Here is a 14,326-nt window from a genome sequence, read left to right on the forward strand (position 1 = left end):
AAACCCTTGTTGTGAACGAAAGCACTAGCATGCTGGTTTTACGGTTTAATAACAAGTTCACACAGGTTAATCAGCATAGATTATGCGATTGAAAGACAGCTTAACGGTTGCTCTCCGGCAGTGCTTCAACTGGCATTGGGCGATAGAAATGGAAGCCTTGAAATAAATCACAGCCCAACTGGCGCAAGCGCTTCGCTTGCGCGTCAGTTTCCACACCTTCGGCAACAATGCGCAATGACAAGGTATGCCCAAGGGACAAAATCGTTTTAATTAGAATTTGATGATGCTCGTCGGTATCCATATCGCGCACAAAGCTCTGATCTATTTTAAGCTCATCAATAGGCAGGCGGTTTAAATAGCCTAACGACGAATAACCAGTACCAAAATCATCCAACGAGAATCTAACCCCAGCACGTTTTAAGCGTGCCATTTTTTCTATCACTTGCTCTATATCTATCATCAGCATTGACTCGGTAATTTCAAGAATCAACTGCTGCGGCTTTGCGCCAGTCTCGGCTAAGGTAATTAATACCTTTTCAGCAAAATCGATGGCCCGCAGCTGACGCACACTGACATTCACCGAAATAGTCCAATGCTGTCGCAGCGGATGGTGCTGCCACGCCACCAGCTGTTTGCACGCCTGCGCTAAGATTGCATCACCAAGGCGCACAATGTCGTCACTTTGTTCTGCAATAGGAATAAACACACCGGGGCTAATTAAACCTTTGCTCGGGTGTTGCCAGCGAATTAATGCCTCTAAGCCAGCAATTTCGCCTTCCGCATCCACTTTCGGTTGGTAATGCAGCAATAGCTGATCAGTACCAATAGCAGCACGCAGTTCTTGCTGTATTTCGAGCTGTTCGCTGATGATTTGTTGAATATGGGCGTCATAAAAACATTGGGTGTTCCGCCCCGCCTCTTTGGCTCGATACATCGCCTGGTCAGCTTGTTGCAAAATCACGTCGATGTCGCCCTCGCGGCCATCAATCAAGGTAATACCCGTGCTTAAAGTAATGTGCGCCGCTTGTTGTCCTACTTGAAACGGTTCATTTAACAAGCGTTCAATCTTTTGCAGCACCACTTCAACTTGCGCAGCAGCCTTATCTTCTTGAGGCGCCAGCTTAGTAAGTAACACCACAAACTCATCGCCGCCTAAACGCGCCACCGTGTCGTGATCACGCACTAAATTCTCTAAACGCTGACCCACTTCACGCAGCATACGGTCACCTTCCGCATGTCCGTAACTATCATTCAATTGCTTGAATTTATCCACATCGATAAATAAAACCGCTGCAAATTCATGCTTTAGCATCGCTTGCTTAACGGTTTTATCCAGCCGTTGGCGCAATAACCTACGGTTCGGTAATTGCGTTAGTGCGTCATAGTAGGCCAGCAAATTAATTTGCGCTTCTGCGCGCTTGCGTTCGGTAATATCTGCGACCACACCATTCCATAGCTGCCCCTCCTCAGCACTTAATTCACCGGGCACCGAATGCACACTGACCCAACGCTCCGTACCCTCTTGCAACAAGCGACCTTCCCAGTAAAATTCGCGAACATTGCGCGTTGCGTTATCTTGCTGTTGGTAAAAGCTAGCGGCATCTTCAGGGTGCAATTGTTGATATACATACTGAGCCAGTGAGGTAGAGGCGGGAAGCGGCTGTTTTAAACCTAAAATATCGCGAAAGCGCTCACTGGTGTACGTCATTTGATGGCCATGCTCGCGACTAAGCTTAAACTGAAACACGCCAATGGGTATTAGCCGGGTTAATTCATGATACTGCGCAATTGAGTGCTGTAATGCCGTGCGCTGAGTATGAATTTCAAGGTTGGCTTTATTTAGCAATCTCTTAGCGCGTATGTAACCGATTACAGTCGCCGCCCCGAACAATAACCATAACAATAGAGGGGTTACTAAATTTTGCGCCCACTGCCCCACCACCTGACTTAACGGTTTAGATGCCATGACCGTGAGGGCGTACTCTTCCACGTTTTCTATCCAAGCGTAGTGAGGCTTTAACGACCCCAGCGGGCCGCTATTGATGCGGATAAACCCACCGTCAAGATTGAGCACATCACGAATTTCCCGGTTTACTGGGTGGCTAAAAATGTCGTGTAAGGCATTAGCGGATTCAGGCAGCGGTTGCACGTACGCTAAGTGACCATCGTCGCGCACCACACTCAACGCAAACCGGTTCGAAGTTGGCATCCGCGCCCAGCTCGCAGTGCCTCCATCGATTTGGTTACCCGCAGTCAACACCCCCATGAGCACATCGCCCGATGTGTCGTAGACAGGAACCCGGAACGGAATTAGCCACTGTCCCACAGGTTCAAAAAAGTAAGGTTGACCGACTTTAAAGCGCTCATGCTCAATGACTTGCTGAAAGCTATCGCCGGTTACCCCATGGCGCTGCACGTTGAACAAAGGGGCGCGCAATTCACGCGTGCTGGCAGCGACAAAATTACCTTCTACGTCAAGTAAGCCGTAGCCAACCAAGCCCATATCGGTTTCCTGCGCGCGCGCCAAGAAGCGGTCGCCAGACTCGGGGTCATTAAAAACATCGCGATAGGAGAGTTCTTCTGCCATGCCGCGTAATACCAATTCAAAGGTACGCAAATGGCTACGCATACCTTGCGCCATGAGTTGGCTGGTATGCGCTAATTGTTGGCGCGAGTCACTGACGGTCCGTTGCCACGTGTAGGCTGCAATTGCCAGTGCTGCAATAATGAATAGCACTGAAAAAAAGCGCGCAAAAACACGCAACACAGTCACTCTGTCCTGATATGCGGGTAGTGCCGAAAGCGTCATAATTGACCTTGGCTTATTTATTATTCAATTTTTATCAATGACTTAAAAAGCAAGCTAGCGTTTTTGCACTGCTTTAAAGTCGCCCCCTCTACGCAACATAATGTAAATTGACGTCCATTTCTAGCCAGCGTTCTTGCAAAAATGTAAATAAATGTACAGGCTACACGTATATCAGCCACTGTCGCTGAACCATACTCGGAGCAGATCATGAAAAACCATAGCTCACTGATTCAATGGGTTACTGTAGGTGGCCTTGTTACCGCTTTTGCTAGCTTTCCAAGCTTAGCGGCCTCGCCGTCACTCAATTACTTTGGCGTGCATTACCAAGAGCTTCAAGCTGACAATCAAGTCGACTTTGATGGTATCAGCTTCGAAGTATCCGGACGCTTGCGTGACCAATGGCTTTTGAGCGGAAGTTATGCCCAGGTCGAAGGCCCGCGCATCGCTGGCCATGGCAATCTGGATTGGGACATCACCTACGCGCGTTTAGGCTATATTGCCCACCAGCAAGACCGCTTTGTCAGTTATATCGGCCCGCAAGTGCATTACCTAAGTTTTGAGGTGCCAACCAGCTCAAATACCGATAGCGAAACTGGCTTCGGCGCATTCGCAGGCGCTCGCTATATGCTGACCCCACGAGTCGAACTTCAGGGCGAAATCAGTTATAGCAATTTGAGCCACGCCAACAGCAGCTACTTTTTGCAATACCAGGTTGGCTTCCGTGCTTATGTTTCCAATCGCTTTGCCCTTGAAGCGCGCGCACAATTGGGCGACTGGGACGGGTTCATGCTAGGCGGTAGCGTACACTTTTAATTCAATCTAAAGTGTTGATTAAATGTGACAAGCAGCTAAAAGCAGTCTAGATTTACTGGTGAACAATTAACCAGGAGAAGTCTATGACTCCCACTGTAACTCCCGCCCTGATGCTTGGGCTTGCGTGTATATTATTTTTAATGGCCATTATTCTCGGGGTCATGCTGGCCTTTGCTCGCTTTGGCAAGGACGTCAACCCGCCACCAGTACTAGTATGGTGGCACGGCAGCTTCGCTTTAGTCGGCTTTGGTATTTTATTGTATGGCAGCCTGTTCGTTGGCTATCCGATGCTGGCCAATATTGGTGTGGTATTACTCACCTTGGCCGCACTCTTTGGTTTGTGGATGTATTTCAATTTCCACCGCAAGGAAATCTTAATCCCACCAGCGATTGTTTGGGGCCATGGGCTAGTGGCAGTGATCGGCTTTTTACTTATTCTAGCCGGCATGCTGCGCTTACAAGACACCCATATTGAAACCCAAGACCAACCCGCTCGGGCGGCAGTAGAGCATGTTGAACCTGCAGAAAGTTCCTTTACAGCCCATCAAATTACTTAAAAAATTGGTGCGAAATTTAGCCAGCCCCAATAAAACTAAGGCTGGCTTTACGCCCTTAACGCCACTTTTACACTTCTAAACCCTTTCCTGACTTGCGACTGCCCAGTTTTCAGCAACACTTAAGGCACATCCAAAACGAAGGAGTTACATGATGAAAACTAAACCAATGGTACTTTCGACGTTAGCGGCGCTCACCCTCGGGCTTGGAAGCCAAGCAGCGCTGGCACAAGTCTCTCCGAGCGAGACGCCATCGTTTTCATATGTTGAAGCAAAATATGTGGAAAGGGACGAAGCCGACACCACCTTTGACGGTTTCGAAGCCGAATTATCAGCCCGTTTAGGCCAATACATGTTTGTGTCTGGTAGCTACAGCGAAGTATCTGGCAGCGTGACTGGTCTGGGTAGCACTGACTTAGATATCGCCACTGGTCGGGTCGGCTTTATCTTCGGCCAAGATCAGCGCGTCTCTGCGTATGTCGGCCCACAGGTCGCATATATCAAAACCAATTATGGTTTAGGTTCAGATGGTGAGTGGCAGATTGGTGATGAAAGCACCACCGATTGGGGCGCATTCGCTGGCGTACGTGCCATGGTATTACCGCGCATGGAGCTTAACGGCGAAGTCAGCTACATCGACTTTGACCGCGAAAGCCTGACTTCTTACAGCGCAGGTACTCGTATCTACCTAACGCGTAACTTAGCCGCAACTGGACAGCTGCGCATGGGTGATTTAGATGGCTTTACCGTGGGTGTGACCTACGCATTCTAAGCGTGAGGCTTAGCCCAGACTATTCTCCCTATTGGCCCCTCGCGCTCTGCGCAAGGGGCTTTTTTAAAACACACGATACCCAACAGACAGCGCAAGGCCTTGCTGGGCTGAATCGCCCTGAAGCATGATCGATGACTGGCGACCAATATGGAATTTAACCCCTGCATTGAAGTTAATCTTGGTCTCACTGCCTAAGTCGCGCCTACTATTGCGGTGCGCCAAACCAGGCCCTCCAAACAAGGTAACATAACGGTTCACCGTATACGTTGGGCCCGTGCTAAACACCCAAAACTCAGACTGATAACGCACTCGTCGCGCTTCAGGGCGGCCAAATTCGTCGAACTGATAATAACCGTCGTTGCGCCAGTACGATGAGCCAATATTGCCCGACGCGTACCAGCCTGATATTGCACCACGGCCGTCATACGTGCCCGCCCAGATATTCAGGTAACTCGAATCAACGAAACTATTACTGCCAATTGAATTCCCGCCACCAAAGCCTATCGCAAACTTCTGCGCGTGCGCCGCAGGTGCGAGAGCCAGTAAGCCACCCGTGACCAAAACCGTCCAAATTGCTTTCATCAGCGTGCCATTCCCTATGCCATTCAAAGCACTAAAATAGCAGCATTTACCAACGCTGCGCTAGACATGCGACCGCAAATTACCTACAATCTCGCCCGCTTGTGACGTTCCAAGCCCGCAACACCAAACACGCACCACATAATGCGCCCGTAGCTCAGCTGGATAGAGCGCTGCCCTCCGGAGGCAGAGGCCAGAGGTTCGAATCCTCTCGGGCGCGCCATCAAAGGCTTTCAAAGCATTTCCCCTGCAAATTCCATTACTTTTCTTTTTATGAGTTGAGGTCATCCTCAAATCACCCATGACCTTTGCCTAAATTCGCTAAAACTCACCTAAAAAATGCATGTGGCAGATATGTGGCAAATCTGTGGCAGAATTTTTAGGTCGGATTTTTGCAGTGTGAATTTTTGACCTTTACTCTCCATTTCCGTAATGACGCTCTGAGCTGGCTAATATTTGCTCTAATCTGAATAATCTTGTAATGTCGTTGTAGGTCAAGAAAAACTGGCCACCGGTTTATAGTTAATCCAGTATTTTTAGAGCTGCAAATGACATTGGATTTTAGGTGAGCGCACAATAATGACTCCTGCAATTAATATAGCTAAAAAACATCAAATAGGGCACACAGTGCATGAGTACGTTCATGATGCGTCGGTGTCGTCTTATGGTGCTGAAGCGGCAGAGAAACTGGGTGCGCCTGCAGAGCAGGTATTTAAAACCCTGGTGGTGTGTCTTGATGACAGCGAATTGGCTGTCGCCATTATTCCCGTGCTATCCAGGCTTAGCCTCAAACTTGCGGCAAAAGCGCTTGGCGCTAAACGTGCTCTGATGGCTACAAAATCTGATGTAGAACGCTCGACAGGATATGTTCTGGGCGGGGTCAGCCCACTAGGTCAAAAGAAACGCCTGAGAACGGTCATTGATATATCGGCGGATCGCCATACTTCAATCTTTGTTAGCGCCGGTCGCCGAGGGGTCGATCTGGAGCTGAGCCCGAGCGACTTAAAAACGCTGTTAAATGGGAAGTTCGCGGAACTGTGTCAGTAAACTTCATGGAGTCAGTCAGTTGCGCTGGGTCATTGAATTATTTAAGGAAGAACATGCTCCGAAGACTTACCTTGTTACTACTGTTACCTTTCCCAGTATTCGCTGATGTAATCCCCCCGAAAAATCGGAGCAGTCATAAATAGAATGCTCAACTCACTAACAAGGCGGCAAGCTTTTCCATCTGTAGTTGATAAACCTCTAGGCTCTCTTTTTTAAACTTCGCCAAATTCATCAACTTCCATTTTACCGATGGAAATTGATGATAATCATAAACAGACCAGTCCGGTTCTAAGCCGTTAAAACTAAGCAGAAATTGCTTATCCGCCTCGTTCAAACTCCGAGTTACAGTCTCTATTAGCTTGACTCGTGTCGCTTCAAAATCAGCATAAGTAAATACAACATTACTCATGCCTTCAAACTGGTTTTCAAAAGCTGCCCTTTGGTCAAGTAAGTTGGGGGCAAGCATTTCATGTGTTGGTCGATTGCTACTAATCAGTGCGAATAAGAAACCCCGTTTGATTTCATCAGTAAACCCTATGTTTTCCAACAATAGTTTCGTGTCAAAAAGGTCTCGCGGGTGCTGTCTATCCAACGCTGCGCAGATTTTCCCACCGTAAAGCTGACCCAATGGCACCACTGGCATCGCACAGAACACGTTGTATTGCTCTTGTGCTGCTGAACAAAGTGGCAGCTTTTTTGTAGGACCAATTAAGCCGCGCCCAACCATATTCACTTCAACTTTTATTTGAACGCCATACTCACTCATTTGAAGCTTACACACATTCGGCTTGTGCTGAACCCTAATCGTTGCTCGCAACTTATCAACACGATCTTCTATTCGCAGTAGCGCAGCATTGATTGCTGCGAGTGCTTCCGCGCGCACTTCTAACCCAACATAAGTCAAATCAATATCTACAGAAAGCCTTGGCATGTCCTGCAAAAATAAATTGATGGCTGTACCGCCATGCATCGCAAAGCAATCCTCTTTCGCGATTTCCGGCAACACATCGAGTAGCAGCTTTACCTGCCTTTTATAAGCTTCGTTCATTCCATTGACTCCAGTTCTTTTGGTACAGTGATTTGATATTTCGGGATGTAAACACCGCTCGCTGCTATCGCACGCTTACCCGAGCCTAGGTTTACTCTTCCTAAATCAAGATACTTCATCCAATCGTGCTTCGCTTTTTCGGCCAGATATAAAAATAAGCGTTTTACTTTTATTGAATTGCAGGCTTCTAATAACTTTTGTACGGATGCGGGCCGCAAGTTATTGAGGCCCTCCATGAGCTCATAAGCTTCCAGTAACGATTGTGATTTGGGTGCAAGATACAGACACTCCATGATGGCTCGCGCCGGCTCTGATACTTTAACCGTGAACTGTTTATGCGGTATTTCGGTTAAACCGATTTCCGCCGGCAAAAAGCTAGAAAGCGTGCACTTGACGTTAACGCTCCAATCTTGTTTTTTAAACCAAAGAGGCACATGCTCGCCGTGAGCGCCAAATAGCTGCACGTGCTTTGGGGAAAGCTCTAAATAATGCGCCTTGCCTTGCAACCCTAGGGCTGTCTTCCCACCAGGATGTAACGATAAGCCGAGCTGAGTTTGCATGGCGTACACCCCGCCGAGGTAATCCACGTGGTCGCCATAGCGTATTAATGCACCAGCCCCGATGCTGTCAAACCACTGGCTTTTTTTATAGCGTTGCTGCAAATTCAGGCTGTAGCCATTTTCAACAAGCCAAGATGAACAGAGCACGACGCCCAATGGTTGGGAGCTCAGCAGCCGGTTTAATTTTGATGATATATCCGCACTCATGGTACTAACCTGTTAATCATTTCAAACTACAGGTTAGTTTATATTTTCAATTATGTCAGTACTAATGGTGCTAATTTTTATTAAATTTCAAACCCAAAAGCCTATCGATGATTTAGATAGATTGTCATTCCACTAAATACTTCCTGTTCCTTCTGGCCTAAAACCAAGTCAAAAAGGTGGAATTTTTTCCACCTAAAAACTCAGGTTTTTCGGAAGGTTCAGAATTTTTTGTCGCGAGGCAAAGGTCAAAAATTGAAATTTCGGAGTCGGTTTTCTGTGACCAATTTTGTCATTAAACGGTCTCAAAAGTGTCGATTTCGACGCCCAACAAAAAGTCACAACACCGCTTAAGCCCTTACCACGCCTAGCTTTAACGATTTACCACCGAACCCGTGACTGCCCTCCGGAGGTAAAGGTCCGACGGCAAATCGGCGTTGAGAGTAGAAGTCAAAAATTGAAATAAGCGCCCGTAGCTCAGCTGGATAGAGCGCTGCCCTCCGGAGGCAGAGGCCAGAGGTTCGAATCCTCTCGGGCGCGCCATCAAAGGCTTTCAAAGCAATCTCCTTCCAGATTCCATTTTCTCGGCGGGACACTGCAAAGCATGCTCTGACGCTTAAGCAGGCGGTTAAGGGAGAATTGCTGGTGATTGATTGTGATGAACTTTGGCATTTATGCCACCTTGGAACGACACCGCGTAGCAGCCTGATGTCGTTGCAGACCAATGCTGATATCTTTTTTGCGAACGTTAATTTTCGAAACCGCCCCCACGACCTTGGCAACGCCCCAGATATCAGCATTTGTGGCCCTGAGCGGCTATTTGCATCCTTTAGCCACGCTGCCATTTCAAATCCTGGTCAGGGCGTACCGCCGATAATAACATGCGCCAAGCCACGACGAACTCCCAGCCTGGTGCTGCAAACCGACTGCCCTAGCGTACACCTCGACGGTGCACAACTTCTACATGTAAGGCAGGTTGGCGGGCTTGACTTGACACTCCTGCCCATCCACTCATTACGCTTCATGATACCGATGAATAGCAAAGCGAAATTTCAGCTTACGCTGCGGCGTAAAAATTGACAATTTACTCTACAGCGTATACATTTAATTTTTACTCTATAGCGTATACTTCAGATAAATACGCTTCAGCGTATTTGAATGCTTAGTAAGTAAGCATCACACTTTGGAGCAGTCGAATTATGAACATCACACGGCCTGAGCAGCTCAGTACCTTTGTTAAAGAATACCGCACTAAACAAAGCCTAACCCAGGCTGATGTTGCGGAGCTTGTCGGTATTCGGGTGGCAACTGTTTCAAACTTCGAGAACAAACCTGAAACCTGTAAATTAGACACTGTTTTTAGAATTATGGCAGCCCTTAACCTAAAAATTGACATCGCGCCCCGAAGCGAAGCCCCCTCAGCAGGCTCTACTGAATGGAATGAAGGGTGGTAGCGAATGAAGAAGCTTGATCTATATATGAATGGAACCAAAGTTGGCGAGTATACTCAAGCGCGGAGCGGTGCTAATCATTTCAGTTATGACAATCTGTGGCTTGAGTCCCCGGGGCGACGGAGTATATCTTTATCATTGCCACTTCGCGCCGCGGCTTACTCAGGGCCTGAAGTCTACAATTACTTTGACAACCTCATCCCAGATAATCGTGACATTCGTGAACGCATTGTCGCTCGCTTTCGCGCAAAATCAACTGAGCCATTTGATATCCTGGCCGAAATCGGGCGTGATTGCGTCGGGGCTATTCAGCTCATCCCGCACGGCTCGCAAGCACCTGATGTTAAGCGTATTGAAGCTACCCCTCTTAGCGAGCAAAGCGTCGCAAAAATACTACAGGGATATCACTCCAAAGCGCCATTAGGGATGGTAGAAGATACCGCTGACTTTCGTATCTCGCTCGCCGGTGCGCAAGAGAAAACAGCTTTACTGTTTCACCACGGGGAGTGGCATCTACCTCTTGGTGCAACACCAACCACTCATATTATCAAATTGCCCATTGGCGAAATTAAGTCTCACGACCGCGTGATTGACATGACTCACAGTGTAGAAAATGAATACTTGTGTTTAAAAATTGCCGCAGCATATGGATTTGAAGCGGCTGAGTGCGACATCATCGCCCCTGACAATATGAAAGCACTCGCAGTGAAACGCTTTGACCGAAAACTCAGCTCCGACGGCACTTGGATTATGCGGCTACCACAAGAAGATTTTTGTCAGGTCACAGGTACCTCTGCAGCCAGAAAATATGAATCCGATGGTGGCCCAACAATCCTAACAATCATGAATGAGCTTTTAGGCGCAAGCAATCCGGCAAAGGACCGCTACATCTTCATGCGTGCACAAGTTCTGTTTTGGCTATTAGGCGCAACCGACGGTCACGCGAAGAACTTTTCAATTTTTATCAAGCAAGAAAATCAATATAGTCTCACGCCGCTATACGACATTTTGTCAGCTTTTCCAGCTTTAAGTAAAAAGGGGTTGCACGAAAAAGACCTTAAACTGGCCATGTCACTCAGAGGTAGCAAAGGCAGAAAATATGAGTGCCGTATGATCCGTCGTAAACACTTTGTGCAAACCGCAAGGGAAGTAGGCTTTAGCGAAGAGTCCATGCATGAAATACTGGACGAAATGGCTGCGCTAACAGAAGGCGTCATACAGAAAGTTACTGCTGATCTACCCTCTGATTTCCCAAGCTATATTGCTGAACCAATTTTCGAAGGAATGCGCAGATATGCGCGGAAACTGCACGGCGAATATAAGCGTTGACCAACGCAGACCGAGGCCAAGTCTCGAACCATCTCGGGCTCGCCATCAAATGCTTTAAGAGGCTTTCATGTACCAATTCCTTTCATTATTTCAGGAAGTGTAGTAACAATATCTGACTCACTCAATACTGAACATGTGACAAATCGTCTTACTTAAGCAGTTACTAAGCTCGGTAGTTTGTCTAATAAGTTCTGAGTGCTCATAAGACCTTTCCAAAGAAAACCAAAAAGGAATTCAACGTGAATCGTTGTTTTAAAGTCATTGCAGCAGTATGTACGCTCGCCGCTTTCCAGCTTTCGAGTGCGTTTGCGAATAGCACTTCATTTCAGTTCGCTTCTGAAATACTCGACGAAGATATAACGATTCGAGTTGCCTTGCCTGAAAGCTACCCGCATTCAGCCACCTTTCATTACCCAATACTGCTTGTGATGGATGGTTCAACGCAGTTCAATCATATCGCGGGTAACATTGAGTTTATGAGCACCTTTGCGGAAATTCCTGAGCTTATCGTGGTCGGAATAAGTGCTAACAACCGCTTGCTCAACTTCACGCATACAGAATTAGAGCAGTTCGCTGGTCGCTCTGGCGGCGCGGCTCGTTACACTCAGTTTATTGTTGCGGAGCTACTGCCTCAGCTGCGTGAAGACTACCGCATTGCACCTCACACCACGGTCACAGGCCATTCCCTTTCCGGCTTGTACTCGGCCTACCTTGCTCTACACCATGAGCAGGATATACAAGCGGCGATTTCAATAAGCCCAAGTCTATGGTGGGATGATTTCGCGATACTGTCAGACATACACCCGACTCCTGACTCGCCAAATTCGGTGAGTTGGTTCGCGAGTATGGCGACTGAGCCTGACGAAATGGAAGAAGGTTTTGAAAGACTTGAGTATTTACTAGCGAACGCGCAAGCAAGCAATCTGAGATGGGAACTTCGACGATTTGATAATGAAACTCACGACTCTACACCATTAATAGGTAATGTGGTGGGGCTTAGATCGGTGTTTCAGGGGTTCAACGCAGTGCCAGAAGTTGACATCAAATCCCTCGAGCAACTTGAAACATTTTACAGTGAATACGCCGAAGCGTCCGGATATCAAGTACCTATGTCAGTTCATCAGTACAATGTGTATGGACTCAAAGCAACTTATGAAGGCCAGCTCAGTTGGGGAGTCGAAATATTAGAAGCCGGAACCGAGCAATTTCCGTACTCAGAAATCTTATGGGATAGCTTAGCCACAGCTTATAGAATGAGCGATAACCACACATCGGCGTTACATGCGTCCGAAAAAGCGGTCGAGTATGCACGCAAACATGATTCAAAGTATATCAGCGAGATACTTTTACAAAACCGCAGCCTGAAGCGCGCAGCGCAGTAAACCGCTGCAACCTAATCCGCACCCCATACACGACTATAGGTATACACGTTATCACCAAGGGATGAGTCATCACCGTCGGCGGCGACTGCGGCGACCGATAGTTCAAGAGACTCTGCATCACCCGCGCGCCACACAAACTGCCAGCGTGTTACCTTGTCGCCGTCAACCTGCTCTGCTCGCTGTGGCTTACTATGCCCAAGAAAATTGACATTGTCATGTGGCAGGATGAGTTGACCATCACCCATGTCAAACTCACCTACTGACTCGCCAGTGGCAAGATCGCGAAAGGCTAGCTGAAAGCCGCCGACTTGCTGCTCTGGGTCGGTCACCTCCAGTGTTAGTTGATACCACGCACCAGGCACCATTTGTTCAGCTAAACCGTGTAACTCTATGCCACTGGTTTCACGCTTGTCTGGGCCAGCAAAATGGCAGCTCGAACAATCATCGAAGCCCTGACCGCCGGTCAGCTTGGGTTCGGCGCCCTCAGGGAAGGCCAAGGCCGGTAAGGCTGCCGCGAGATAAAAGATTGCGAGGCCTAAGGCCACTCGCGCTTTGGGTTTTACATTCAACATGTATATTGACCTATTGAAACTCATTGCACGCAAGCGAGAAGCTGACGCGCCTCCCACTTGCGTAGCAATGTTGACCTGATCTAGCTGATTGCCTAGTCAGAGATAGTTGCTTGTCCAATGGTGTTGTTATCGGTACCAAACCAAATGGAATGGGTGTCACTATCTACCACCATATGACGAACGCTGCCACCTTCAGTCGGCACCTCAAATGGCTGACTAAATTGTTCAGTCGCTGGGTCAAACGCGACAAAACGGTTAGGCTGCACGCCGGTTTCAACAAACCAGACGCGGCCTTCATCATCGCTGGTCATGGCATACGGACGTGAATTAGCCTCAGATGGCGCACGCCACTCGGTAATCTCACCGTTATTTGGGTTATAACGCCCAATGTAACCGTCTGCGTAATCACCGTAATACACCATACCGTCGTCGGTAACTGCTAAGCGACGCGGACGAGTAGATTCACGTGGTAAATCAATTTCCTTGAGCTCACCGTCAACTACGGTAGCGATTTGATTGGTGCCAAAGAATACAAACCATGGCTGGTCGTCGTGCACAATAACACCGTACGGACGGGCACGTTCAGAGCTTGCGTCATACACAGTAAATTCGTAACTTTGGGTGTCAAAATGACCCACTTGGGCACCACCTTGCACGGTAAACCAAAGGTTGCCGTCGCTGGTGAAATCAAAGGTGTGAACATCACGCGGGCCGTCACCTGGTAATGGAATTTGAGTTATTTCATGGGTTTCACGGTCCACATGGCCGATATGCGCCGCGCGGTTGCCCGCATACCAGCCGCCGCGCTCGTTGACGACCACCGTGTGGGGCGCTGCACCTTCAGGTAAGTCAATCTTCTTAAACTCGCCTGTCGACGGGGTGAAAATACCTACGTAATCACTACGCTGACCCACGTACCAAATCTCATCGCTACTGACCACCCAAGGGTCACGAGCTCGTGGACCTTCAAAAGGCACGTCCCATTCCTGAAAATTTAATGACACGTCAACATGGTTGTTGTCACTTGCAAGCGCGCTTGCAGAAAGACCTAAACTAAGACAAGTAGTCATGGCTAAAGCTGTTTTCATATCCAACCCCTCTCTCAATATTATTCGCATCGGTTAACTATACGACCCCATGCAGTGCCCAGAGTTTAGTTAATAATGTGTTAAACCACCATGTAGTTAAACGCAGCACAAATCTTTT

The 14,326-nt window shown here is 48.1% G+C and carries 13 protein-coding genes and 2 tRNA genes; 9 read left to right on the forward strand and 6 right to left on the reverse strand.

The window, feature by feature from the left end:
* Positions 1-100: 100 nt before the first annotated feature.
* Positions 101-2,809, reverse strand: a complete 2,709-nt coding sequence (locus tag CWE07_RS03930) for a bifunctional diguanylate cyclase/phosphodiesterase (RefSeq protein ID WP_111568687.1) — start codon at positions 2,807-2,809, stop codon at positions 101-103.
* Positions 2,810-3,016: 207 nt separating this feature from the next.
* On the opposite strand from CWE07_RS03930, the gene CWE07_RS03935 reads away from it, so the two are divergent.
* The 3 genes from CWE07_RS03935 (at position 3,017) to CWE07_RS03945 (ending at position 4,948) form a co-directional block, all read left to right on the forward strand.
* On the forward strand, positions 3,017-3,622 hold the full coding sequence (locus CWE07_RS03935) for an outer membrane beta-barrel protein (protein ID WP_111568686.1): 606 nt from the start codon (positions 3,017-3,019) through the stop codon (positions 3,620-3,622).
* An 83-nt stretch (positions 3,623-3,705) separates the two neighbouring features.
* Complete coding sequence (locus tag CWE07_RS03940; protein WP_126818975.1) at positions 3,706-4,179, forward strand: hypothetical protein; 474 nt, start codon at positions 3,706-3,708, stop codon at positions 4,177-4,179.
* 148 nt (positions 4,180-4,327) lie between these two features.
* Positions 4,328-4,948, forward strand: coding sequence for an outer membrane beta-barrel protein (locus CWE07_RS03945; RefSeq protein ID WP_111568684.1), 621 nt, complete (start codon positions 4,328-4,330; stop codon positions 4,946-4,948).
* 63 nt (positions 4,949-5,011) lie between these two features.
* On the opposite strand, the gene CWE07_RS03950 is transcribed toward CWE07_RS03945, so the two are convergent.
* Positions 5,012-5,530, reverse strand: a complete 519-nt coding sequence (locus tag CWE07_RS03950) for a hypothetical protein (protein WP_111568683.1) — start codon at positions 5,528-5,530, stop codon at positions 5,012-5,014.
* Positions 5,531-5,673: 143 nt separating this feature from the next.
* Between CWE07_RS03950 and CWE07_RS03955 the strand changes: the two genes are divergently transcribed.
* Positions 5,674-5,750: transfer RNA gene (locus tag CWE07_RS03955), tRNA-Arg, on the forward strand.
* A gap of 356 nt (positions 5,751-6,106) precedes the next feature.
* Complete coding sequence (ybaK, locus tag CWE07_RS03960; RefSeq protein ID WP_034732384.1) at positions 6,107-6,574, forward strand: Cys-tRNA(Pro) deacylase; 468 nt, start codon at positions 6,107-6,109, stop codon at positions 6,572-6,574.
* 148 nt (positions 6,575-6,722) lie between these two features.
* Here ybaK and CWE07_RS03965 read toward each other — a convergent pair whose 3' ends face one another.
* Both CWE07_RS03965 and CWE07_RS03970 read right to left on the reverse strand, forming a co-directional pair.
* On the reverse strand, positions 6,723-7,622 hold the full coding sequence (locus CWE07_RS03965; protein WP_111568682.1) for a nucleotidyl transferase AbiEii/AbiGii toxin family protein: 900 nt from the start codon (positions 7,620-7,622) through the stop codon (positions 6,723-6,725).
* Complete coding sequence (locus CWE07_RS03970; RefSeq protein WP_111568681.1) at positions 7,619-8,389, reverse strand: type IV toxin-antitoxin system AbiEi family antitoxin; 771 nt, start codon at positions 8,387-8,389, stop codon at positions 7,619-7,621. Before CWE07_RS03970 ends, CWE07_RS03965 begins: the two co-directional genes overlap by 4 nt.
* 463 nt (positions 8,390-8,852) lie before the next feature.
* Here CWE07_RS03970 and CWE07_RS03975 point away from each other — a divergent pair.
* The 4 genes from CWE07_RS03975 to CWE07_RS03990 all read left to right on the forward strand — a co-directional run bounded on the left by CWE07_RS03975 (position 8,853) and on the right by CWE07_RS03990 (position 12,548).
* A tRNA-Arg gene (locus CWE07_RS03975) sits at positions 8,853-8,929 on the forward strand.
* A gap of 656 nt (positions 8,930-9,585) precedes the next feature.
* On the forward strand, positions 9,586-9,840 hold the full coding sequence (locus CWE07_RS03980) for a helix-turn-helix domain-containing protein (protein WP_111568679.1): 255 nt from the start codon (positions 9,586-9,588) through the stop codon (positions 9,838-9,840).
* A gap of 3 nt (positions 9,841-9,843) precedes the next feature.
* Complete coding sequence (locus tag CWE07_RS03985; RefSeq protein WP_111568678.1) at positions 9,844-11,166, forward strand: type II toxin-antitoxin system HipA family toxin; 1,323 nt, start codon at positions 9,844-9,846, stop codon at positions 11,164-11,166.
* A gap of 239 nt (positions 11,167-11,405) precedes the next feature.
* Positions 11,406-12,548, forward strand: coding sequence for an alpha/beta hydrolase (locus CWE07_RS03990; RefSeq protein ID WP_241974039.1), 1,143 nt, complete (start codon positions 11,406-11,408; stop codon positions 12,546-12,548).
* Between the two features lie 11 nt (positions 12,549-12,559).
* Here the strand turns inward: CWE07_RS03990 and CWE07_RS03995 are convergent, their stop codons facing one another.
* Both CWE07_RS03995 and CWE07_RS04000 read right to left on the reverse strand, forming a co-directional pair.
* Positions 12,560-13,120: a choice-of-anchor V domain-containing protein gene (locus CWE07_RS03995; RefSeq protein WP_111568677.1), complete on the reverse strand. Its 561-nt coding sequence runs from the start codon at positions 13,118-13,120 to the stop codon at positions 12,560-12,562.
* Between the two features lie 92 nt (positions 13,121-13,212).
* Positions 13,213-14,208 (reverse strand): Vgb family protein, encoded by a 996-nt coding sequence (locus tag CWE07_RS04000; RefSeq protein WP_111568676.1) that lies wholly within the window; start codon positions 14,206-14,208, stop codon positions 13,213-13,215.
* Between the last annotated feature and the right edge of the window lie 118 nt (positions 14,209-14,326).

The sequence above is a fragment of the Aliidiomarina maris genome, assembly GCF_003987335.1.
Lineage (GTDB): Bacteria > Pseudomonadota > Gammaproteobacteria > Enterobacterales > Alteromonadaceae > Aliidiomarina > Aliidiomarina maris.